The sequence below is a fragment of the Dietzia psychralcaliphila genome, from assembly GCF_003096095.1.
Lineage (GTDB): Bacteria > Actinomycetota > Actinomycetes > Mycobacteriales > Mycobacteriaceae > Dietzia > Dietzia psychralcaliphila.
This window is the reverse complement of sequence record NZ_CP015453.1, coordinates 931,773-953,634: the sequence shown is the minus strand read 5'-3', so window position 1 is coordinate 953,634 and position 21,862 is coordinate 931,773. Positions and strand designations below refer to the sequence as shown.

The following is a 21,862-nucleotide window of genomic DNA, read 5'->3' as shown; positions in this document are numbered from 1 at the left end:
GCCCGGAGCCGCCTCCGTCGATGACCTCTCGCGTGCGCTTCGGCGACGACTGGAGTTCATCGACGGGGGCGGATCTGTCAGAGCCGGGGTCGACTCACTCCCACTCGATGGTGCCCGGCGGCTTGCTGGTCACGTCCAGCACGACCCGGTTGACGTCCGGGACCTCGTTGGTGATGCGGTTGGAGATCAGCGCGAGGGTCTCGTACGGCACCCGCGTCCAGTCCGCGGTCATGGCGTCCTCGGAGCTCACCGGGCGCAGGACGATCGGATGTCCGTACGTCCGACCGTCGCCCTGGACGCCCACGGAGCGGACGTCGGCCAGCAGCACGACCGGGCACTGCCACACCGAGGAGTCGAGACCGGCGGCGGTCATCTCCTCCCGCACGATCGCGTCCGCCGCACGCAGGGTGTCGAGCCGGTCCCGGTCGACGGCGCCGACGATCCGGATGGCCAGGCCCGGACCGGGGAAGGGGTGCCGGCCGACGATAGCCTCGGGCAGGCCCAGCTCGCGGCCCACCGCGCGGACCTCGTCCTTGAACAGCAGGCGCAGCGGCTCCACGAGCGAGAACTCGATGTCGTCCGGCAGGCCGCCCACGTTGTGGTGGCTCTTGATGTTGGCCGTTCCCGCGCCCCCGCCGGACTCGACGACGTCCGGGTAGAGGGTGCCCTGGACGAGGAAATCGACAGAGGAGTCCACCCCATCGGCGGAATCCTGGAGTTCGAGGGCCTGGGTCACGGCACGCTCGAACGACCGGATGAACTCCCGGCCGATGATCTTGCGCTTGGACTCCGGGTCCGTGACGCCGGCCAGGTGCCCCAGGTAGGTCTCGGAATCGTCGAGTGTGATGAGTCGGGCGCCGGTGGCGGCCACGAAGTCGTTCTCCACCTGCTCGCGCTCCCCCGCGCGCAGCAGTCCGTGGTCGACGAACACGCAGGTGAGCCGGTCGCCGATGGCGCGCTGGACCAGCGCGGCCGCGACGGCGGAGTCCACGCCGCCGGACAGGCCGCAGATCGCCCGACCGTCACCGATCTGGTCGCGAACGGCATCCACCAGCTGCTCCGCGATGTTGGACGCGGTCCACGTGGGCTCCAGGCCCGCGATCTCGGTGAGGAAGCGGGTGAGTACCTGCTGCCCGTGGGGCGAGTGCAGGACCTCGGGGTGGTACTGGACGCCGGCCATCCGTCGATCGACACACTCGAATGCCGCGACCGGGGCGCCGGTGGACGAGGCGGTCACAGTGAACCCCTCGGGGGCTGACGTGACCGCGTCGCCGTGGCTCATCCACACCGGGTGATGCTCGGGGAGCCCGGCGTGGAGCAGCCCTCCGGCCACCGTCACGTCGGTGCGCCCGTATTCACGGCTGCCGGTGTGCGCGACCTCGCCGCCCAGCGCGCCCGCCATGGTCTGGAAGCCGTAGCAGATCCCGAACACCGGCAACCCGAGCTCGAGCACGGCGGGGTCGAGCGAGGGGGCACCCTCGGCGTAGACGCTGGCCGGCCCCCCGGACAGGATCAGGGCCACCGGGTTCTTGGCCCGGATCTCCTCCACCGTGGCGGTGTGCGGGATCACCTCGGAGTAGATCCGCGCCTCGCGCACCCGCCGCGCGATGAGCTGCGCGTACTGGGCGCCGAAGTCCACGACCAGCACCGGCCGGGGCGGGGCGGGGGCTCCGGTCGTACCGGCGGTGATCTGGGAGTCGGTCTGTGCGTTCTCGGCCACGACCAGAGTCTAGGCCCCGTGGCCTCTCTGCCGAACTCGGCCACGTCCGCCCACCGAGGTGTTCACAATGGACCACATCCCGACCGGGGCCTCCTCGGCCGAGACCACCGACGGGAAGGGACACCGATGGAGAGGATGAGTGGCCTCGACGCCAGCTTCCTGTACCTCGAGACCGACGAACAGATGATGGTGATCAACGGTGTGGTCCACCTCGACGTCTCCACCATCGGGGAGGGGTACTCCTTCGAGCGCCTCCGGTCGGGACTCGCCCGGCGGGTCAAGGCCGTTCCGCCGTTCCGGCGCAAGATCCACGACTCGCGTCTGAACCTCGGACACCCGGCGTGGGTGGAGGACTTCGACTTCGACATCGCACATCACGTCCACCGGATCGAGCTCGGACCGGGCGACGACGAGGACGACCTGCTGGCCACGTGCGGGCGGCTCGCCTCCACCCCGCTTGACCGCGCCCACCCGCTGTGGCAGGTGTGGATCATCGAGCGGGGCGACCCGGCCGCCCCCACCGTCACCGCGTTCTGCCGGGTCCACCACGCGCTCATCGACGGCATGCTGGGCGCCGAACTGCTCGCCACCCTCGCCGCGACGGACGCCTCCACGCCCGCCCAGGACCCCGAGCTCGTGCGCACCCACGTCGGCCGCGCCAACACCGTCCAGCTCATCGCCGGGGGCGCCCGGGACCTGATCGGCCGCCCCCTGGCCTTCCTCCGCCTACTCCCGGAGACGCTGTCCGTACCGATGGCGATGAAGCGGGCCCGGGGCCGGACGGATGACGGGCAGTCCATGCCCGCTCCGTTCACGGCGCCGCGGACCCTGTTCAACCGCTCTCTGACCCCGCACCGCGCGGTGGCCACCGCGACGCTCGATCTGGAGGCCGTCAAGCTGGTCACCACGCGCTTGGGCGGCACGGTCAACGATGTCCTGCTCACCGTCGTAGGCGGCGCCGTCCGGTCCTACCTCGAGGCCCACGGTGATCCTCCGACCTCGTCCATGGTGGCGATAGTCCCCATGTCCACTCGCGAGGATCTGGCCACCGGCGGCGCGAACCAGGTCTCGGCCATGTTCGCCTCCCTCGCCACGGACCTGCCCGATCCGGTCGAGCGGTACAGGACGATAGGCGCCGCGGCGGAGACGGCCAAGAGGCAGGCCGCGAGTATCCGCCCGGCCCTGCTGGACAACTGGGGCCGGATGAGCCCCTGGTGGCTCCTCGACGCGGGGATGCAGGTCTACGAATCACTCAGACTCGCCGACGTCCACCCGGTGATCTACAACCTGATCATCTCCACTGTGCCCGGGCCGCGGAAACCGCTCTACTTCCTCGGCGCACGGATCACGCACATGCACCCCTTCGGCCCGCTTCTCCACGGTGCGGGGCTGTCGGTGACCAGCGTGTCGATCGACGGCCACCTGGACCTCGGCGTGATCTCGTGCGAGCACCTCGTGCCGGACCCCGCGGTCATCGCCCGCGGGATCGAGGCCGCGCTCGACGAGCTGGTCGAGCTCACGCGCGAGCGGGAGCGCCCCCGCTAGAGATTCCGACGATCGGCAGGCGCAGCGCGCCGGGCGCCGCCTCCGGCACGATCGGCGACACGGGTGCCACCGGGGTCACGCGCTGGTAGGCTTCGCCCTGGGCGGGCCGGGGGTCGGCCTCGCCCTTGTTGGGCCACAGGGACATGGCCCGCTCGGCCTGCGCGGTGATGCTCAGCGCGGGGTTCACCCCGAGGTTCGCGGAGATCGCGGACCCGTCCACGATGTGCATCGTGGGGTAGTTCCACACCCGGTGGTAGGGATCCACGACGCCGTTCTCGGGCGAGTCGGAGATCGCACATCCACCCAGGAAGTGCGCGGTGAGCGGCATGTTCGCGATCTCGCCCCACGTCCCGCCGGCCAGGCCGCCGATGTTCTCGGCGATCCTCCGGGTGGCCTCGTTTCCGGCGGGGATCCAGGTCGGGTTGGGCTCACCGTGGCCCTGCTTGCTGGTGACGTAGCGGATCGGGCCGCGGCGCTTGACCGAGGTCTCCAGCGAGTTGTCGAGGTTCTGCATGACCAGGGCGATCACCGACCGCTGGCTCCAGCGCCGCAGGTGGAACAGCTGGAGGAACATGGCCGGCTCGCGCCGGATCTCGTTCAGCAGGGTGCGCCACCGCGGGAGCGGCCCGTCACCGTCGGTGAGCAGGGTCTGCAGGATCGCTATGGCGTTGGAGCCCTTGCCGTAGCGGACGGGCTCGATGTGGGTGTCGGGCCGGGGATGGAACGACGACGTGATGGCCACACCCTCCGAGAAGTCCTGTTCCGGCAGGTAGTTGGGGCGCATCGCTCCGAGGATCGACTCGGAGTTGGTGCGGGTGAGCTTCCCGAGCGCGTCCGACAACCGGGGCAGCGAGCCGTCGTCCTTGGCGTAGTGCAGCAGGTGCTGTGTGCCCCAGGTGCCGGCCGCCACCACGACGTGCGAGGAGGTCATGGTGGTGGAGCGCTTGCCCCGCGCGGTCCAGGCGCCGGTGCGCTCGAGCGTCACCTCCCACGTGCCGTCGGCCCGCTCGTTCAGGCCGCTGACGGTCGTACGGTCGAGCACGCGGGTCCCCGCCCGCTCGGCCAGGCCGAGATAGTTCTTGAGCAACGTGTTCTTGGCCCCGTGTCGGCATCCGGTCATGCACTCGCCGCACTCGATGCAGGCGGTCCGATCGGGACCGGCTCCACCGAAGTAGGGATCCGGGACGGTCTCACCCGGCTTGCCCTCTCCCCCGGTCTTCTCCCCGAAGAACACGCCGACCGGCGTGTAGACGAAGGTGTCCTCGGCGCCCATATCCCTGGCGACGGACTTCATGACCTCGTCCGAGTGGGTGTGGGTGGGGTTGGTGACCACCCCGAGCATGCGGCGACCCTGGTCGTAGAACGGGGTGAGTTCGTCCTCCCAGTCGGTGATGTGCCCCCATTGCCGGTCCTTGAAGAACGGGGATGTGGGCTTGTAGAGGGTGTTGGCGTAGTTGAGCGAGCCACCGCCGACGCCCGCCCCCGCGAGGACCATGACGTCACGCAGCAGGTGCACGCGCTGGAGACCGAACAGCTTGAGCTTGGGCGCCCAGACGTACCGGTTGAGCCGCCACGAGGTCTTGGGGAAGTCCGAGTCCTCGAACCGACGACCGGCCTCGACCACCGTGACGCGGTACCCCTTCTCCGACAGACGCAGAGCTGTGACGCTGCCGCCGAATCCGGAACCGATGACGATGACGTCGGTGTCGGGGCTCGCGGAGGAGGCGGTGGTCGAGGGCGACGGCGTCGCTGACGTCATGGTGGGGCTCCCTGGTGGTCGAGGTGTAGGTCACAGTACCCGAGCACCACGAACTTACCCGACAGTAGCTCCCGTTTTGTCCACCGCGTCAGGGGCGGACGGACAGGTCCACCTTCTGGAATCCCTTCACGTCCGAGTACCCGCACTTGGCCATCGCGCGACGGAGACCGCCCATCAGGTTCCGGGTTCCGTCCGGGACACTCGTCGGACCCTCGAGGACCTCGGCCAGTGGGGCCAGCTCCGTCTCGTCGTCGATCTCCGCGACGTGGCCGCGGGGGACCTTGGGGTGGGCGGACACGGAATCCCAGTACACGCCGCGCCCGGGAGACTCCAGCGAACCGGCCAGCAGCGGACCCAACACCACGGCGTCGGCGCCACAGGCCACCGCACGGGCGATGTCACCGGAGGTGTAGATGTCACCGTCGGCCAGGACGTGGACGTACCGGCCGCCCGTCTCGTCCAGGTAGTCACGACGCGCGGCCGCCGCGTCGGCGATCGCGGTGGCCATGTGCACCTCCATACCGAGCACGGAGCCCGTGGTGGTGACCCCCTCGACCCCGCCGTAACCCACGATCACGCCGGCCGCGCCGGTGCGCATGAGGTGCAGGGCGGTCTTGTAGTCCACGACGCCGCCCGCGATCACGGGCACGTCGAGCCCGTGGATGAAGTCCTTGAGGTTCAGGGGCTCGTCCTCGCCGCTCACGTGCTCGGCGGAGATGATGGTGCCCTGCACGACCAGCATGTCGATCCCGGCCGCGACCAGACCGGGGGTGAGGTCACGAGCGTGCTGCGGCGACACCCGGACGGCGACGGTACCGCCCTCGTCGCGGATACGCCGGACCGCCGCCGCGAGCAGCTCCCGGTCGATGGGGGCGCGGTGCAACTCCTGGAGGCGCGCCACCGCCCGGTGGCCGGTCACGTCCTCGAGCGCGATCTCGCGCAGCTCGGCGATCGCCGCCTCCGGATTCTCGTGACGCGCCCACAGGCCCTCACCGTTGAGCACCGCCAGGCCGCCCAGCCTCGAGAACTCCACGGCCGACGCGGGTGAGACCACCGCGTCGGTCGGGTGGGTCATCACGGGGAGTTCCATCTGGTAGGCGTCGATCTGCCAGGCCGTCGACACCTCCTTGGAGCTACGGGTCCGGCGGGACGGGACGATGTCCACCTCGCCGAGTCCGTACATCCGTCGGGCCTCACGGCCCATTCCGATCTCCACGACGTCTCGCACGCGCATTCAGTCCTTAACGTTGTAGTTGGGGGCCTCGACGGTCATCTGGATCGCGTGGGGGTGGCTCTCCTTGAGCCCCGCCGCCGTGATCTGGACGAACTGGGCGCGGTTCATGTCCGGGATGGTGGCCGATCCCGTGTAGCCCATCCCCGCGCGGAGTCCGCCGGTCAGCTGGTGCAGGACCTGAGCGACGTCGCCGCGGTACGGCACCCGCCCCTCGATGCCCTCGGGGACCAGCTTCTCCTCGGACAGCACGTCGTCCTGGAAGTAACGGTCCTTGGAGAACGACTTCTCCTGCCCCGGCTTGCCGCGGCCGCGCATCGCGCCGACCGATCCCATACCGCGGTAGACCTTGTACTGCTTGCCGTCCACGAAGATCAGCTCTCCCGGCGACTCGGTGCAGCCCGCGAGCAGCGAGCCGAACATGCAGGCCGACGCCCCGGCCGCGATGGCCTTGGCCACGTCGCCCGAGTACTGCATACCGCCGTCGGCGATCACGGGCACACCTGCGGCATGGGCCGCCACGGAGGCCTCGAGGATCGCGGTGATCTGCGGTGCGCCCACCCCCGCGACGACTCGGGTGGTGCAGATGGAACCGGGACCGATGCCCACCTTGATCGCGTCGGCGCCCGCGTCGATCATCGCCTGCGCCGCGCCGCGGGTGGCGAGGTTACCGCCGATCACCTGGACCCTGTCGCCGAGCTCGCGCTTGACGCGGGCGACCATCTCGAGGGCGTTGCGGTTGTGGGCGTGTGCGGTGTCCACGACGAGGACGTCCACCCCGGCGTCGGTGAGGGTGCCGGCACGCTGCCAGGCGTCCTCGCCGGTGCCGATCGCCGCGGCCACACGCAGTCGTCCGTCGGAGTCCTTGGTGGCGTCCGGGTGCTTCTCGGTCTTGACGAAGTCCTTGACCGTGATGAGCCCCGTGAGCCGACCGTCGCCGTCCACGATCGGCAGCTTCTCGATCTTGTGGCGACGCAGGAGCCCGAGGGCTGCCTCCGCCGTGACACCCTCCCGTGCGACCACCAGCGGAGCGCGGGTCATGACCTCGTCGACCCGCCGCGACTTGTCCACCTCGAAACGCATGTCCCGGTTGGTGATGATGCCCACGAGTTCGCCCCGCTCGTCGGTCACCGGCAGGCCGGAGATCCGGTAGCGGGCGCACATCTCGTCGACCTCGGCGAGGGTGTTGGCGGGAGCACAGGTGACCGGATCGGTGACCATGCCCGCCTCCGAGCGCTTGACCGTGTCCACCTGCGCCGCCTGGTCGGCCACGGAGAGATTGCGGTGCAGCACCCCGATCCCGCCCTGGCGGGCCATGGAGATGGCCATGCGCGCCTCGGTGACGGTGTCCATCGCGGACGACACCAGCGGCACCCGCAACGTGATGTCGCGGGTGAGACGGGTACTCGTGTCGACCTCACTGGGGACCACCTCGGAGGCGGCTGGAAGAAGCAGCACGTCGTCGAAGGTCAGGCCCACCATGGCGACCTTGTTCGGATCGTCGCCGCCGGTGCGCACGGGGCCTCGCGACTCGCTCATCTGCCGTCCTCCTGGGGGTCGTCTCGGTCTGGAGTCCGAGGATAGTGCGTCCGAGGGCCCTGGCTCGAACCGTCGGCCCCGCCAGGTGGTGCCCACGGGTACGGTGGGGGCGTGAACGATCCCCTACGGCACGGCATGCCGCCCGACCCGTTCGCCGGAGATCCGGACGATCCGACCGCGGAACTGGCCGAGCTCGACCCCGTCGATGACGGCTTCCCCTCGGGTCCGCTGGACGCGGAGGAACGTCGTGCGATCGAGGAGGACCTGGCTGATCTCGCCGAGTTCCGGGAGCTCCTGGCCCCCACCGGTGTCAAGGGGGTCGCCGTGCAGTGCGAGGACTGCGCCGAGGAGCACTACCACGAGTGGGACATGCTCCGCGCCAACCTCATGCAGCTCCTCGAGGACGGTTCGCTTCTACCCCACGAGCCCGCCTTCGACCCGATCCCGGACGACTACGTCACGTGGGACTACTGCCGTGGATACGCGGACGCGGTGCGCACGATGCGCCCGCGCCGCCTCTACTGGCGTCGATGAACTACTGACCTGCGACAGGAGCCGATCAGCTACCGGTCCACAGCCACGATGTCGGGCGCGATCAGGTGGTCCACGGGACCCGTTGGTGCATGACGGGACCCGTTGGAGCATGGGGTCAATTGGTGGATGAGGTCAGTTGGTGGGCGGCACGGACCGTGTCGTCGCCGGCGCACTGGTCGCGGCCGGAGCCGACGTCGGAACCTGGGTCACGGTGGTCCGCGTCGGTGACGGCGGCGCAACCGTCCCGTCGACGTCGTCTGGTTGCGGCCGCCCCGTGGTGGGCGCCAGGAAGTCCTGGATGCGCTGGGTGTCGATCGGGATCTGCAGTGTCGTGGAGATCCGCAGCCCGTCCAGCGGAAGGGGGATCACCGGCATACCGGCGGGCGGTGGCGGGATGAGATTCGAGGGCAGTGGGACAGGAACCCCGGGCACGAGTGTCGCGGGTCCCTGGCCCGGAGCGGGGGCGGGAGCCGGAGCAGGTGCGGGGGACGGGACCGAACTGGGCGTGACCCTGCTCAGGTCACGCCTGATCGCATCGCGTCGCTTCATCAACTCGACCCGTTCAGAGGCGTCCGAGACCTCGTCCAGCCGGCCGGACACCTCCTCGAGGAGACGCTCGGCACTCTCACGGTCGCCCTCGCGGGCTGCCAGGTCCGCGGCGGCCAGGTGTTCGCTCAGGTCACTGACCAGTTCCACCTCACCGGCGCGGTCGGCGAAGATCGTCTTGGAGACCCCCCACAGCGGGTCGCCGGGCATCGCACTGTGTGCGGCGACGGACAGGCCTCCGACGATCACCGCCGCCACGGCCGCGGCCCCGGTGACCGCCTGCCACAACGCGGGGCGCTGCCCGTGATGGTGTTCATGGGATTTGGCCCAGCCACGTCGAGGCCACAGGCGCGAGACGTTGGACGCGAGCGCGACCTCGATCTCCTCGTCACCCGGCAACGCGGGCAGGGGTGCGGAGTCGACCTCGCCGCGCCAGTCGGCCAGTATCGCGGCCAGGGCATCGGTGTCGGCGGGGCGGTCGCCCGCCCCGAGGACGCTGAGGAGCTCGTCGTCACGCTGCAGCGCTTCCGGGTCCGGACCGGGCTCGTCGAGCGAGGCGGCGTCGTCCCGGGTGCCGGGGTCGACATCGTCGTCGTTCATCGCCATCGCTCCTCTCCGTCCTGCTCGATCCTCGCCCGGAGCTGCTTCATGGCCCGGTGTTGGGCCACCCGCACGGCTCCGGCCGTACTGTCCACGATCTCCGCGGTCTCTTCCGCGGAGAGTCCGACCACCACTCGCAGTCGGATGATCTCTCTCTGCTTCTCGGGCAGGGTTCCCAGTAGTCGGCTCATCGCCCTGGTCACCTCGCCGTCGAGGATGTGTTCCTCAGGCCCCGTCTCGGTGGAGAGCACCTCGGGGAGGTACTCCACGGGATCCGACTTGTTCCGTGCGGCGCCTCGGTGGGCGTCCGCGACCTTGTGGGCCGCGATCCCGTACACGAACGCCATGAAGGGGCGTCCTTGATCCCGATACCCCGGAAGCGCCGAGAGCACCGCGATCAGCACCTCCTGTGCGACATCGTCAGCAGACAGGTTGACCCTCTCCGCGCCCCCGACGCGGGAACGGCAATACCGCACCACACCGGGACGGACCAGTTCCAGCACCCGCGTCGCCGCGGTGCGGTCTCCCTTGACCGCAGCCGAGACGGCGAGCTCCAACTCGTCTGCTATACCTGTCATCGAATTAGGGGGGCCTCTCGTTACACGGGTGTGCTACGGGCCACGGCCTTTCTGTCTGGGTTGGGACGCCGCCGTCGCGGTCTCGCGTCGGGGCCGTCGGTGGCCGGCGGGGCGTGGCCACAGGATACTTACGCGTCCCTTGTTCGGAGGCCGTCTGGTGAGGGCCCAGCGTAACCGCTGGGCGCCCGGAGGGACCACACGACGACCCGGAGACGGGAGCGGGCCCCGGCCCCGCGGGTGCGGGGGCCGGGGCCCGGTCTGACCGATATCAGTGCGAGTGACCGGTGTGCGAGTGCGCGCCGGAACCCTCCTGCTCGGGCTTCTCCACGATCGCGGTCTCGGTGGTCAGGACCATCCGCGCGACGGAGCACGCGTTGACGACGGCCGAGTGGGTGACCTTCACCGGGTCGATGATGCCCGCCGAGATGAGGTCGCCGTATTCGCCGGTGGCGGCGTTGAAACCGTCCCGCGGACCGAGGTCGGCGACCTTGCTCACGACCACGGAACCGTCCTCGCCCGCGTTGGCGGCGATCCAGAACAGCGGGGCCGAGAGCGCCTTGCGGACCACGTTCACGCCCACTGCCTCGTCGGCGTCGGCGGTGTCCTCGGCGAGCCGGGCGAGCGACGCCGCGGCCTGGACGAGCACGGAGCCGCCTCCGGCGATCACGCCCTCCTCGACGGCGGCCTTGGCCGAGTTGACCGCGTCCTCGACGCGGAGCTTGCGCTCGGTGAGCTCGGTCTCCGTGGCGGCACCGACGCGGATCACCGCGACGCCACCGGAGAGCTTCGCGATGCGCTCTTCGAGCTTCTCGCGGTCCCAGTCGGAGTCGGTGTTCTCGGCCTCGCGGCGCAGCTGCGCCACCCGGGCGTCGACGTCCGCCTGGTCTCCGTCGCCGTCGACGATGATCGTCTCGTCCTTGGAGACGGTCACGCGGCGGGCGTGCCCGAGCACCTCGAGGCCACAGTCGGAGAGCTTCATGCCCAGGTCCGGGCTGACGACCTGACCCTTGAGGACGATCGCGAGATCGTCCTGGAAGGCCTTGCGCCGGTCTCCGAAGAACGGGGCCTTGATCGCCACGACCTTGACGGTCTTGCGGATCGAGTTGACGACCAGGGTCGACAACGCCTCACCGTCGACGTCCTCGGCCACGATGAGCAGGGGCTTGCCGGTCTCCGCGACCTTCTCGAGCAGCGGGAGCAGGTCCGGGAGGGAGCTGATCTTCTCGCGGTGCAGCAGGATCAGGACATCCTCGTAGATGGCCTTCTGCTCGTCGGGATCGGTGACGAAGTAGGGGCTCAGATAGCCCTTGTCAAAGGCGATGCCCTCGGTCACGGCGACCTCGGTGTGCAGGCCCTGGGACTCCTCGACGGACACGACGCCGTTGACACCGACGGCGTCCATGGCCTCGGCGACCATCCGGCCCACCTCGGGGTCTCGCGAGGACACGGTGGCGACCTGCGCCACCCCCTCGGACCCGGACACCGGGGTGGCGGCGGACTTGAGGAACTCCACGACGGCGGCCGACGCCTTCTCGATCCCCTTGCCCATGGCCATCGGGTTGGAGCCGGCGGCAACATTGCGCAGTCCCTCACGGATGAGCGCCTGCGCGAGCACCGTCGCGGTGGTGGTGCCGTCACCGGCGACGTCGTTGGTCTTGGTGGCGACGCTCTTGACCAGCTGGGCACCGAGGTTCGCGAACGGCTCGGAGAGCTCGATCTCGCGGGCGATGGAGACACCGTCGTTCGTGACGGTGGGACCACCGAAGGCCTTGGCCAGCACGACGTGCCGACCCTTGGGGCCGAGCGTGACCTTGACGGTGTCGGCGAGTTGGTCGACACCGGCGAGCATGCCCTTACGGGCCTCCTCGTCGAACGCTATCAACTTGGACATTGATGGGACTCCTGGAGGGAAGAGGGTGTTCGGGACGGACGGGTCGTTCTGCGTATGAGACCGGTGAGACACCGGTGAGACACCACCGCCCCGGCGGGCCGGACACTGGCCGGCGCCACCGGGGCGGGGGTTACGAGCTCACGTCAGTCGATGACCGCGAGAACATCGCGCGAGGAGAGGATCAGGTACTCCTTGCCCTCGTACTTGATCTCGGTTCCGCCGTACTTGGAGTAGATGACCTTGTCACCCTCCTTGATGTCCATGGGGATGCGGTCGCCGTCCTCGTCGAATCGGCCCTTGCCGACCGCGACGACGGTGCCCTCCTGGGGCTTTTCCTTGGCGGTGTCCGGAATGACGAGGCCGGATGCCGTGGTGGTCTCGGCAGCGGTGGCCTCGACGAGAATCTTGTCCTCAAGCGGCTTGATCGCCACGATGGATCCTCCGTGTGTAGATGACTGGTGTGTTCAGGGGGCGGGGCACCGGGTAGGCGTCGTCGCGGGTGACGCAGCCGGGGTCCATGCCTATTGGCACTCTATATGCGCGAGTGCCAGCACTCAAGTGTCCCGGGTGCACGACCCTGCCGCGTTCGCGGACGGCGAACAACACCCGGACCCCACACGCCCGGTTCCGGACCCCGACGGGAGCCGGGCCCACGCGTACGATCGGCGACAGGTCCCGCCGCCCCCGGGAGGAGTCGTCGCCCATGCCCCGTCCACCCTCCGGTGATGCGGACGCGTCCGATCACCGTGATCGCCGGGGACCGGACGAGCCCGTTCACGACTCGCACGCGAGCCCTCCCGCGGTCAACGGGACGGCACTCGCCGCGGTCGTGTTGGCGGTGGGAAACGTCGTCTTCGGGTCCTTCCTCGGGCTGTTCCTGCCCCTGCTCCCCGCAGTCTTCGCCCTCACGTCGGTTCTGCTCGGCCATCTCGCCCTGGTCCGAATCCGTCAGACCGGACAGGGCGGGCGCGGACTCGCCCTCACCGCCCTCGCGGTGGGATACCTCTGGCTGGCCCTCATCGCTCTGTTGGTCTGCGGGATGCTGCTGTTCACCGGGTACGGCTTCGCCCTACTCGGCTTCTGACGCACTCACCTCACACCACCTGGGTCACCTCGACCGTGAGTCCAGGATCCGCCGCCACGGTCAGGGCGCTGGGCTCGGCACCCGCGGCGAGGAGCGCGGACGCCACCGCCACGACCATCGCTCCGTTGTCCGTGCAGAGCCGCGGCCGGGGGACACGGAGGAGGATCCCGGCGTCGGCGCACCGCTGGGCCGCCAGTTCCCGTAGCCGCGAGTTCGCCGCCACGCCTCCACCGATGAGCAGGGTCCGCACCCCGAGGTCGGTGCAGGCGCGCACGGCCTTCATGGTGAGCACGTCCGCCACCGCCTCCTGGAAGGACGCGGCCACGTCGGCCACCTCGAGGTGTGACCCGTCGCGCTCGGCGGCCTCGATCCGGCGCGCGACCGAGGTCTTGAGCCCGGAGAAGGAGAAGTCGTGTCGTGCGTCCCGGGGTCCGGTCATCCCGCGTGGGAAGGGTATGGCCGCGGGGTCACCGGATGCCGCGAGTCGATCGATCACCGGACCGCCCGGATATCCCAACCCCAGGAGCCTCGCGACCTTGTCGTAGGCCTCCCCCGCCGCGTCGTCGACCGTGGAGCCGAGTTCCACCACCGGTTCCGTGAGCGACCGCACGTGCAGGAGCTGGGTGTGACCACCGGAGACCAGCAGCGCCACGCACTCCCCGAGCGGTCCGCCGTCGAACCCGGCCACGGCAACGTGGCCCACCAGGTGGTTGACGGCGTAGAACGGCGTGCCCCACGCCGCGGCGTAGGCCTTGGCCGCGGACGAGCCCACCAGCAACGCGCCGGACAGTCCGGGACCGATGGTCGCCGCCACGGCGTCGGGCCGGTCCACGCCCGCCTCGGCGAGCGCGGCCCGGACGGTCGGCACGAGCGCCTCGAGGTGGGCGCGTGAGGCGATCTCGGGAACCACCCCGCCGAAGCGCGCGTGCTCGGACATCGACGAGGCCACCACGTCGGACAGCAGCTCGGTTCGTCCGTCGTCGTGCACCCGCGCGATCGCCACGCCCGTCTCGTCGCACGAACTCTCGATCCCCAGTACGGTCCTCACGAGCCGTTCCCCTCTCCCCCGTCGGGCCCGTAGCGCGCCGGGCGCACCATCAGGTGCGCGTCGGCCATGCTCGGACGGTAGTACCGGGGTCGCAGCCCCACCACCTCGAAACCGTGTGACTCGTACAGCGAGCGGGCCGGGACGTTGTCGGTACGCACGTCGAGGACGACCGGAGCCGATTCCGCATCCGCCACGGCGAGCAGCCGCCGCAACATCGTGCGTCCGATCCCCCGGCCCCGGTGCGCGGGGGCGACCCCGATGGTGTGGACCTCGAACTCGCGGTCACCCTCCCGCCCGAGCGCCGCCAACACCGCGTAACCGACCAGCAGGTCGCCCGACCGGGCGGCCAGGCAGGTGGTGTGTCCGGAGCCGATCTCGGACAGGAACGACGCAGCAGACCACGGCCCGTCACCGCGGAAGAGGACCAGTTCGAGTTCCGCGCACCGCACCGCGTCGCCCGCGACCAGCGGATCGTAGATCACACTGTTCGTGGCGGCACGGTCCGGGGCGGCGCCATCCGTGGCGTCACGATCCGCCGCGGCGCCATCCGGCACCCGACCACTCACGGCTGTGTCCCTCCACTGCGGTCGACGCCCCGCAACGCCGGGGACGGCTCCACCCGGCGGGGCGGTACGGCGTCAGGTCGCCTCAGGTAGAGGGGCTCGAGCGGGGCCGGCTCCACTCCGCCGAGGATGTCCACGGCGGCGACGGTCACGAGCCCGGCCGGGTCCGGTGCGGTCACCCCGTCCGACGCCGTGGACACCTCGCCGCCGGCCTCTGCGTGTCGCGTCCCGCCGGCGATCTCAGCGAGTCGGGTGGCGTCGCCGACCAGGTGATCGACTCCGTCGGTGGGGATGTCGGCCGCGGGTCCGACCGCGGGACCGGAGACGCGGGTTCCGTCCGGGGAGTACCGGGCGTGGTACGCCTCGCGGCGCCGGGCGTCGGTGACGACGACGAGCTCTCCCGCCACCCCGGCGGCGCGCGCCCGTTCCGCGAGCCCGTCGAGCGAACCCACTCCGTACACGGGTCGGCCGACGGCGTCGGCGAACGCGGCCGCGGTGGCCATCCCCACCCGCAGCCCGGTGAACGGTCCCGGTCCCACTCCCACCACGACGGCGTCGAGGTCGGCCGGGGTCAGTCCCGCCTCCGCGAGGCTGTCCAGGATGTGTGGGGTGAGCAGCTCCGCATGGGCGCGCGCATCCTCGGTGACCCGCGTGGCCAGGGTCGTGACGACCGGATCGTGGTCACCGTGGACGAGCCGGCAGACCCCTGCGGTGACGGAGGGGGTCGAGGTGTCGACGGCGAGGACCAGCACGGGGTCAGGGTACCGCCGGGCCGGGCGGCCGACCGGCCCGGTGCCAGGCGGCCGAGCGCACCTCGGTGTCGGCGCCGCGAGCGAGGGTGACGACGAGCGGAGCGGAGACCAGGGAATCGACGAACCCGGCGCCCCACTCCACCACCACCACGTCATGGTCGAGCGCGGAGTCCAGGTCCAGGGATTCCAACTGGTCGGCCAGGTCCACCGACGAGGGGTGCGACCCGTCGGGGTTCTGGCCCCCCACCAGCCGGTAGGCGTCCACGTGGACCATCCCCGGGCCGTCCGGTGTGCCGGGGGCGTGGCGGCGGGCGATGACGAAGGTCGGGGAGGTCACCCTGCCACGGACACCGAGTCCGGCGGCGATCCCCACGGTGAGCGCCGTCTTGCCGGCACCGAGCGGTCCGTCGAGCACCACGACGTCACCAGCCCGCAGCAGTCCCGCCAGTTCGGCGCCGAGTGCACGGGTGTCCTCGACCGTGGGCAGCGTCCGCTGTCCCGGCACCCCGATCGTCACGACGCCTTGCTGCGGCCCATCGACGGACCGCTGCCGGCCGCCGGCCCGGTCTTGATCGCAGGCCCGGTGTCGACCGCAGGCCCGCGGGTACGTGCGCGCCACTCGACGATGGCGTCCGCGATGAGGTCACCGAGAACCTCCGACACGTGCGCCGGCTCCTCCAGCATCACCATGTGTCCGGCGCCGGGGACCACGACGAACTCGGCGTCCGGCAACTCCTCGGCGATGTCCACCGAGCGGTCGAGAGGGGTCAGCAGGTCGCGGTCGCCGCACAGGACCGTGGTGCGCACGTCCCGGAGCACGGGCATGGCCGCGGACTCGTCGTGCCGGGTGAGGGTCTCGAAGAAGTTCGCGATGGTCAGCACGTCCGTCGAGGCGATGAGCTTGTCCACGAACCTGGCGACGGTCGGGCTCATCTTGGCCGGGTCGCCGAACGACCCGCCGTAGATGAACGGCGAGATGATCGCGCCGAGGGCCTTGCGGCTGCTGGTGAACACCGCGGGGGTGCGGCCGGCGAGCCCGACGAACCTGCTGACCGCCCTGCTGTCGAGCACCGCTCCCAGGCCCGACTCCGACAGCTCCGCCATCGCCGTGGCGACCAGACCCACGCCGAGCACCCGCTCGCGGACCGCCTCCTCGTGGCGCACGGCGTAACCCAGAACAGACATCCCACCCATGGAATGGCCGATCGCCACGATCGGACCCGTCGGTGCGGTGGCCGAGATGACCGAGTTGAGATCGGACGCCAGTTGGGCGATGGTCGAGTTGTCGCGGGAGCTCTTACCACTGAGTCCGTGACCACGCTGGTCGTAGAAGACCAGCCGGACCTCGGAACCGAAACGGTCCTGGAGGTGACGGCGCTGGAAGTGCCAGGAATCCATCGAGAGTGTGTACCCGTGGGCGAACACGACGGTCATCGGCGCATCGGTCGGTCCGGCCTCCCGCACGGCGAGCGGGACGCCGTCCGAGGCGGCGACCATCGAGCCGCGGTCAACACCGAGTTCCCACATGTCCTCGCCGACCCACGGGTCGCCCGCCCGGCGACCGGGCAGGAGCGTGCCCACGGAGCCGATCGTGGCGGCACCGAGTGCACTCAGACCCGCGGCGAGACCTCCGGGGGCCCGGATCTGCTCATCGACGGCGTCGGCGTCCCGAGTCGCTCCGCCGACGAGTTCGGGCGACCGGATCTCGACCGGCTCCCCCGCATTGGACCGGGAGGGACGGCGGGGTAGCCGGAGTCGGGGCATCGACCTCCGGCGCCCGGTCGAGTCGTCTTCTCCACTCATAGTGACCCCTCCCTCTGCCCACCGGGAACGCCGCGGGCCCCGAGAACGTGATGTCGGGCCGCTCGGCCGCGGACGGCTGTGACGACCTCGTAGTGGATGGTCCCCAGGGTCCGGGCCCATTCGGCGGCGGTGGGGCCGCCGTCGGCACCGGTGCCGAACAGGACGGCGGTGTCACCCGCCCGCACCGTCTCGCCCGGGTCGGGGCCGAGGTCGACGACGAACTGATCCATGCAGACCCGTCCGACGTTCGGGTACCGGCGTCCGTCGATCGACACGTCGAGCCTGCCCGAGAGCAGGCGCCACACCCCGTCGGCGTAGCCCGCCGCCACGAGCGCCACGGTGGTGTCCCGCGGGGCGTGCCAGGTGTGCCCGTAGCTCACCCCCTGACCGGCGGCGATGCGCTTGACCATCAGTACCTCGGCGGAGAACGTCATCGCCGGGACCAGATCGGCCTCGAGGCCGTCGACGGGGTTGAGCCCGTACAGGGCGATCCCGGGGCGGACCATCTCGAAACCGTCCTCCGGACGGGTCAGGGTGGCCGCGGAGTTGGCGTGGTGGTTGACCGGGCAGTCCAGGCCCCGGGCACGGGCCTGCGCCACGCACGCGTGCAGCCGGTCGACCTGGTGGTCGATCACCGGATTGCCCGGATCGTCGGCGTGCGCGAAGTGCGCCATCAGCCCGGTGACCTCGACGAGCCCCCCATCCGACGCGCCCACGAGCCGATCGAGCAGTGCGGGCCACTCATCGAGGGTGATGCCGGAGCGGGCGAGCCCGGTGTCGATCTTGGGGGTCACCCGGGCGCGGCGTCCGGTGCGGCGGACGGCGTCGAGCACCGTGTCGAGGTGGCCCGGGCTCGGGACCGCCAGGTCGACACCGGCCTCGAGCGCCGCACCGACGTCGTCCCCGACCGCGAACAACCAGGCCAGGATCTCGGCGTCTATCCCCGCCTCGCGCAACTCCACCGCCTCACCGATCGTGGTGACACCCAGCGCGTCCGCTCCCCCGCGCAACGCGGCGAGCGAGACGGGTACGGCTCCGTGGCCATAGGCGTCGGCCTTGACCACCGCCATGACGCGCGCACCGCGCGCAGCTCGCACCAGGACGCGGGAGTTGTGCTCGATCGCGGTCAGATCGATCTCGGCGCGGCACGGCGACGGCGGGACGGACAGCGGGACAATTGGACCCATTCTGTCCATTCTGCCAAACTCCGGCCGCCGTAGGCCATTCACGCACCGCGGAGCGCGGAGATCGCCGCCGGCAACGCGGACAGCAGATCACCGGCCCCGATGGGCGCGCCCGCACCGCCCGTACGCCGCGCGGCGACCTGCGCGGCCTCACCATGGGCCACCGCCGCCGCAACCGCCGGCCACGCGGGCGTCCCTCCGGCCCCCATGCCGTTCGCGAGCAACGCGCCGACTACTCCGGAAAGCACGTCCCCGGAACCCGCCGTAGCGGCCCAGGAGGAACCTGCGTCTATCGCCCAGGTGGTCTCGCCGTCGTCGACGAGCGTCACCCGCCCCTTGAGCAGCACCGTCGCCTCGATCCCCCGGTCCCGCAGACCCGCGACGTAGCGGCGCAGCGCGCCGGGTCGGTCCGCTCGGTCCCACCCTCCGGTCAACCGATCGAACTCGCCGGCGTGAGGCGTGAGAAGCACCGGCGCGCTCGCGCTCCGTAGCAACACGGGATGGCTCGCGACACACGTGAGCGCGTCCGCGTCGAGCACGGTCGGCCGTCCCCGGCCCAGTACCGCGTCGATGTCGGCGACCGCCCCGGTTCCGGTCCCCGCTCCCGGGCCCACCACCCAGGACTGCGCGGTCCCGGCCTCGGCGACCGAGGGGTGGCACACCACCTCCGGACGGCCCGCGAGCACGTCCGCCGCGCCCGGGCCCACGTACCGGACCATCCCGGAGGTGGCCGCCACCGCCGCGGAGGCGCACAACACGGCGGCACCCGGATAGCGGCCGGATCCGGCGCGTATCGCGACCACACCCTGGGTGTATTTGTCGTCGCCCGGCCCCGGAACCGGCCACGCCCTACCCACCTCGGCCCGGACCGGGCCGAACATCGTCTGCGGTCCGGACCGTAACCCGGCCAGACCGATGTCGACCACCTCGACCCTCCCGCACGTCGGCGAGGCGAGCAGATGAGCGCGCCGGAGGGCGCCGAAGGTGACGGTGACGTCGGCTCGCACGTGCGCCTCATGAACCGTGCCGGTGTCGGCGTCCACCCCGCTCGGGAGATCCACCGCGACGAACGGGACCCCGGCCCCGGTGAGCGCCGCCACCGTCGACGCCGCGGGTTCCCGCAGCGGGCCCCTCCCTGCGAGTCCCACGATTCCGTCGATCGCCACGTCCGGGGTGCTCGCCGTGCGCGCGATCGCCCCGGTCCCCCCGACGACCGTCCGCCCCCCTGCTCTCCGCAGGGCCCGGAGGGCCCGCCCGTGGACCCGGTCGGGGTCGAGCAACACCGCCTCCACGCGACAACCCCGCCCACGCAGGACCGCGCCGGCGTAGAGGGCGTCACCGCCGTTGTCCCCGCTGCCCACGATCAGCAGGACCGAACGCCCGTAGACCCCTCCGGCCCGCTCCCGCAGGAGCGCGGCGGTGTGGTGGGCGACGCCCGCCGCCGCGACGCGCATCACGGCGTCCGGGTCACCGGCCGCCGTCGCCGCCTCGAGTAGCGGGTGCTCGGCGGCCCTGATCGCTTCGACCGGGTGCGCACGCATCATGATCGTCAGTCCCTGCTCGGTCTCAGACCCTGCGTCGGGTCACTCCACCGTGACGGACTTGGCCAGGTTGCGGGGCTTGTCCACGTCGTACCCGCGAGCGGCGGCGACCTCGGCGGCGAACGCCTGGTACGGGATCGTCGCGAGCAGCGGCTGCAACAAGGTGGTCGAGGCGGGGATCGGGATGAAGTAGTCCGACAGCGGTCGCACCACCTCGTCCCCCTCCTCGGCGATCACGATGGTCCGCGCACCCCGCGCCCTGATCTCCTGGATGTTGCTCACCAGCTTGGAGTGGAGGACCCCGCGACCCTCGACCGGCGGCATCACGATGAAGACGGGCAGTCCGTCCTCGATGAGCGCGATCGGCCCGTGCTTGAGCTCGCCCGCCGGGAAGCCCTCGGCGTGCATGTACGCGAGCTCCTTGAGCTTGAGCGCTCCCTCGAGCGCGGTCGGGTACCCGACGTGACGGCCGAGGAACAGCACCGACTTCGAGTCGGCCAGCTCGCGCGCGATCTCCCGAACGGGGTCGAGGGAGTCGACGACCCTCTGGATGTCCTCGGGCATCCGCTCGAGCTGACGGAACTCGGCCGCCACCTCGTCGGGGTACTTGGTGCCCCGGGCCTGCGCCAACGCCAGTCCGACCAGGTAGTTGGCGGTGATCTGGGCCAGGTAGGCCTTGGTGGAGGCCACCCCGATCTCGGGACCGGCGTGCGTGTAGAGCACGGCGTCGGCCTCCCGGGGGATCTGCGAACCGTTGGTGTTACAGACCGCCAGTACGCGGGCCTTCTGGGCCTTGGCGTGTCGCACCGCCTCGAGGGTGTCGGCGGTCTCGCCCGACTGGGAGATGGCCACCACGAGGGTGGACCGGTCCAGGACCGGGTCGCGGTAGCGGAACTCCGAGGCGATCTCCACCTCGCATGGCAGGCGGGTCCAGTGCTCGATGGCGTACTTGGCCACCATCCCGGAGTGGTAGGCGCTGCCGCAGGCCACGATGAACACCTTGTCGATGTCCCGCAGGTCCTGGTCGCTGATCCGCTGCTCGTCCAGCACGATGCGACCGTCCTGGAAGTGCCCCAGGAGGGTGTCCGCCACGGCCTTCGGCTGCTCGGCGATCTCCTTGAGCATGAAGTAGTCGTAGCCGCCCTTCTCGGCGGCGGCGAGATCCCAGTCGATGTGGAACGGTCGCCCCTCCGTCGGCTCGCCGGCGAGGTCGGTAATCTCGTACCCGTCGGCACGCAGCACCACGACGTTGTCCTGTCCGAGCTCCACCGCCTCGCGGGTGTGCTCGATGAAGGCGGCGACATCCGAGCCGAGGAACATCTCGCCCTCCCCCACCCCCAGGACCAACGGGGTGGACCGGCGCGCCGCGACGAGGATGTCCGGGTGCGCGGCGTGGCTGAACACGAGCGTGAAGGCGCCCTCGAGGCGGTTCAACACGGCACGGCACGAGGCGACGAAGTCGCCTGCGTTCGGCCCGGACGCCATCTCACAGGCGAGCAGGTGCGCGGCGACCTCGGAGTCGGTGTCGGACTCCAGCTCGACCCCCGCGGCCTCCAGCTCGGCACGGAGCGGCGCGAAGTTCTCGATGATGCCGTTGTGGACGATCGCCACATCGCCCGAAACGTGCGGGTGCGCGTTGCGGTCGCTGGGGCGTCCGTGGGTCGCCCAGCGGGTGTGGCCGATCCCGGTGGTCCCGGGGAAACTGTCGTGCCCGGCGGAGTCGAGCGAGGCCTCGAGGTTGGCGAGCTTGCCCTCCTTCTTCTCGACACGGGAGGAGCCCGAGCCGTCGAGGACGGCCACGCCCGACGAGTCGTATCCGCGGTACTCCATCCGCCGCAGGGCCTCGACCACAACAGGGAGGGCAGCCTGATGCCCCACATAACCGACGATTCCGCACATGGCCGCTAAGTGTAGCCAGGCCGCCCCGACGCCCCGGCACCGTCG

19 protein-coding genes are annotated in these 21,862 nt (G+C 70.8%); 3 read left to right on the top strand and 16 right to left on the bottom strand.

Annotated features, from left to right (window positions below; translation table 11 throughout):
• Window positions 1–94: 94 nt before the first annotated feature.
• The gene (gene guaA / locus A6048_RS04255; protein WP_107748725.1) at window positions 95–1,690 is read right to left on the bottom strand and encodes a glutamine-hydrolyzing GMP synthase; all 1,596 of its coding nucleotides are present in this window, start codon (window positions 1,688–1,690) and stop codon (window positions 95–97) included.
• Window positions 1,691–1,855: 165 nt separating this feature from the next.
• Between guaA and A6048_RS04250 the strand changes: the two genes are divergently transcribed.
• Complete coding sequence (locus tag A6048_RS04250) at window positions 1,856–3,265, top strand: WS/DGAT/MGAT family O-acyltransferase (RefSeq protein WP_159110349.1); 1,410 nt, start codon at window positions 1,856–1,858, stop codon at window positions 3,263–3,265.
• Here the strand turns inward: A6048_RS04250 and A6048_RS04245 are convergent.
• The 3 genes from A6048_RS04245 to guaB all read right to left on the bottom strand — a co-directional run bounded on the left by A6048_RS04245 (window position 3,237) and on the right by guaB (window position 7,794).
• On the bottom strand, window positions 3,237–5,024 hold the full coding sequence (locus A6048_RS04245) for an FAD-dependent oxidoreductase (protein WP_107748638.1): 1,788 nt from the start codon (window positions 5,022–5,024) through the stop codon (window positions 3,237–3,239). The two genes, A6048_RS04250 and A6048_RS04245, sit on opposite strands and share 29 nt — an antisense overlap.
• 88 nt (window positions 5,025–5,112) lie before the next feature.
• Window positions 5,113–6,252: a GuaB3 family IMP dehydrogenase-related protein gene (locus A6048_RS04240; RefSeq protein WP_107748726.1), complete on the bottom strand. Its 1,140-nt coding sequence runs from the start codon at window positions 6,250–6,252 to the stop codon at window positions 5,113–5,115.
• Between the two features lie 6 nt (window positions 6,253–6,258).
• On the bottom strand, window positions 6,259–7,794 hold the full coding sequence (gene guaB, locus A6048_RS04235; protein WP_107748639.1) for an IMP dehydrogenase: 1,536 nt from the start codon (window positions 7,792–7,794) through the stop codon (window positions 6,259–6,261).
• A gap of 111 nt (window positions 7,795–7,905) precedes the next feature.
• On the opposite strand from guaB, the gene A6048_RS04230 reads away from it, so the two are divergent.
• A complete protein-coding gene (locus A6048_RS04230) occupies window positions 7,906–8,328 on the top strand; it encodes a DUF5319 domain-containing protein (protein ID WP_372450608.1) in 423 nt (140 codons plus the stop codon).
• A gap of 132 nt (window positions 8,329–8,460) precedes the next feature.
• Here A6048_RS04230 and A6048_RS04225 read toward each other — a convergent pair whose 3' ends face one another.
• The 4 genes from A6048_RS04225 to groES all read right to left on the bottom strand — a co-directional run bounded on the left by A6048_RS04225 (window position 8,461) and on the right by groES (window position 12,374).
• Window positions 8,461–9,474, bottom strand: coding sequence for a hypothetical protein (locus A6048_RS04225; RefSeq protein ID WP_235027556.1), 1,014 nt, complete (start codon window positions 9,472–9,474; stop codon window positions 8,461–8,463).
• Window positions 9,471–10,052 carry a sigma-70 family RNA polymerase sigma factor gene (locus A6048_RS04220; RefSeq protein WP_107748642.1) on the bottom strand — a complete coding sequence of 194 codons (582 nt, stop codon included), beginning with the start codon at window positions 10,050–10,052 and terminating at the stop codon, window positions 9,471–9,473. Before A6048_RS04220 ends, A6048_RS04225 begins: the two co-directional genes overlap by 4 nt.
• 268 nt (window positions 10,053–10,320) lie before the next feature.
• Window positions 10,321–11,943 carry a chaperonin GroEL gene (gene groL, locus A6048_RS04215; RefSeq protein WP_107748643.1) on the bottom strand — a complete coding sequence of 541 codons (1,623 nt, stop codon included), beginning with the start codon at window positions 11,941–11,943 and terminating at the stop codon, window positions 10,321–10,323.
• A gap of 143 nt (window positions 11,944–12,086) precedes the next feature.
• Window positions 12,087–12,374, bottom strand: coding sequence for a co-chaperone GroES (gene groES, locus A6048_RS04210; protein ID WP_017837219.1), 288 nt, complete (start codon window positions 12,372–12,374; stop codon window positions 12,087–12,089).
• A 272-nt stretch (window positions 12,375–12,646) separates the two neighbouring features.
• Between groES and A6048_RS04205 the strand changes: the two genes are divergently transcribed.
• Window positions 12,647–13,027 carry a DUF4190 domain-containing protein gene (locus tag A6048_RS04205; RefSeq protein WP_159110350.1) on the top strand — a complete coding sequence of 127 codons (381 nt, stop codon included), beginning with the start codon at window positions 12,647–12,649 and terminating at the stop codon, window positions 13,025–13,027.
• 10 nt (window positions 13,028–13,037) lie between these two features.
• Here A6048_RS04205 and tsaD read toward each other — a convergent pair whose 3' ends face one another.
• The 8 genes from tsaD to glmS are packed head-to-tail and all read right to left on the bottom strand — an operon-like array spanning window position 13,038 to window position 21,817.
• Window positions 13,038–14,075, bottom strand: a complete 1,038-nt coding sequence (gene tsaD / locus A6048_RS04200; protein WP_107748645.1) for a tRNA (adenosine(37)-N6)-threonylcarbamoyltransferase complex transferase subunit TsaD — start codon at window positions 14,073–14,075, stop codon at window positions 13,038–13,040.
• On the bottom strand, window positions 14,072–14,641 hold the full coding sequence (gene rimI, locus A6048_RS04195) for a ribosomal protein S18-alanine N-acetyltransferase (RefSeq protein WP_412523688.1): 570 nt from the start codon (window positions 14,639–14,641) through the stop codon (window positions 14,072–14,074). The genes tsaD and rimI overlap by 4 nt, the downstream gene beginning before the upstream one ends.
• A complete protein-coding gene (gene tsaB / locus A6048_RS04190; protein ID WP_107748646.1) occupies window positions 14,638–15,390 on the bottom strand; it encodes a tRNA (adenosine(37)-N6)-threonylcarbamoyltransferase complex dimerization subunit type 1 TsaB in 753 nt (250 codons plus the stop codon). Before tsaB ends, rimI begins: the two co-directional genes overlap by 4 nt.
• A gap of 4 nt (window positions 15,391–15,394) precedes the next feature.
• Complete coding sequence (locus A6048_RS04185) at window positions 15,395–15,907, bottom strand: tRNA (adenosine(37)-N6)-threonylcarbamoyltransferase complex ATPase subunit type 1 TsaE (RefSeq protein WP_107748647.1); 513 nt, start codon at window positions 15,905–15,907, stop codon at window positions 15,395–15,397.
• A complete protein-coding gene (locus tag A6048_RS04180; protein WP_235027557.1) occupies window positions 15,904–17,193 on the bottom strand; it encodes an alpha/beta fold hydrolase in 1,290 nt (429 codons plus the stop codon). Before A6048_RS04180 ends, A6048_RS04185 begins: the two co-directional genes overlap by 4 nt.
• Window positions 17,190–18,389, bottom strand: coding sequence for an alanine racemase (gene alr / locus A6048_RS04175; RefSeq protein WP_107748648.1), 1,200 nt, complete (start codon window positions 18,387–18,389; stop codon window positions 17,190–17,192). Before alr ends, A6048_RS04180 begins: the two co-directional genes overlap by 4 nt.
• Before the next feature lie 29 nt (window positions 18,390–18,418).
• Window positions 18,419–19,921, bottom strand: a complete 1,503-nt coding sequence (locus tag A6048_RS04170; protein WP_107748649.1) for a bifunctional ADP-dependent NAD(P)H-hydrate dehydratase/NAD(P)H-hydrate epimerase — start codon at window positions 19,919–19,921, stop codon at window positions 18,419–18,421.
• 39 nt (window positions 19,922–19,960) lie between these two features.
• Window positions 19,961–21,817: a glutamine--fructose-6-phosphate transaminase (isomerizing) gene (gene glmS, locus A6048_RS04165; protein ID WP_107748650.1), complete on the bottom strand. Its 1,857-nt coding sequence runs from the start codon at window positions 21,815–21,817 to the stop codon at window positions 19,961–19,963.
• Window positions 21,818–21,862: the final 45 nt, after the last annotated feature.

Bases quoted from the DNA above. Each gene is read 5' to 3' on its own strand.
- glmS (WP_107748650.1), bottom strand. From the start codon at position 21,817: ATGTGCGGAATCGTCGGTTATGTGGGGCATCAGGCTGCCCTCCCTGTT.
- guaB (WP_107748639.1), bottom strand. From the start codon at position 7,794: ATGAGCGAGTCGCGAGGCCCCGTGCGCACCGGCGGCGACGATCCGAAC.
- A6048_RS04205 (WP_159110350.1), top strand. From the start codon at position 12,647: ATGCCCCGTCCACCCTCCGGTGATGCGGACGCGTCCGATCACCGTGAT.
- alr (WP_107748648.1), bottom strand. From the start codon at position 18,389: ATGGACAGAATGGGTCCAATTGTCCCGCTGTCCGTCCCGCCGTCGCCG.
- A6048_RS04250 (WP_159110349.1), top strand. From the start codon at position 1,856: ATGAGTGGCCTCGACGCCAGCTTCCTGTACCTCGAGACCGACGAACAG.
- A6048_RS04225 (WP_235027556.1), bottom strand. From the start codon at position 9,474: ATGAACGACGACGATGTCGACCCCGGCACCCGGGACGACGCCGCCTCG.
- A6048_RS04245 (WP_107748638.1), bottom strand. From the start codon at position 5,024: ATGACGTCAGCGACGCCGTCGCCCTCGACCACCGCCTCCTCCGCGAGC.
- A6048_RS04170 (WP_107748649.1), bottom strand. From the start codon at position 19,921: ATGATGCGTGCGCACCCGGTCGAAGCGATCAGGGCCGCCGAGCACCCG.
- groL (WP_107748643.1), bottom strand. From the start codon at position 11,943: ATGTCCAAGTTGATAGCGTTCGACGAGGAGGCCCGTAAGGGCATGCTC.
- A6048_RS04220 (WP_107748642.1), bottom strand. From the start codon at position 10,052: ATGACAGGTATAGCAGACGAGTTGGAGCTCGCCGTCTCGGCTGCGGTC.
- A6048_RS04180 (WP_235027557.1), bottom strand. From the start codon at position 17,193: ATGAGTGGAGAAGACGACTCGACCGGGCGCCGGAGGTCGATGCCCCGA.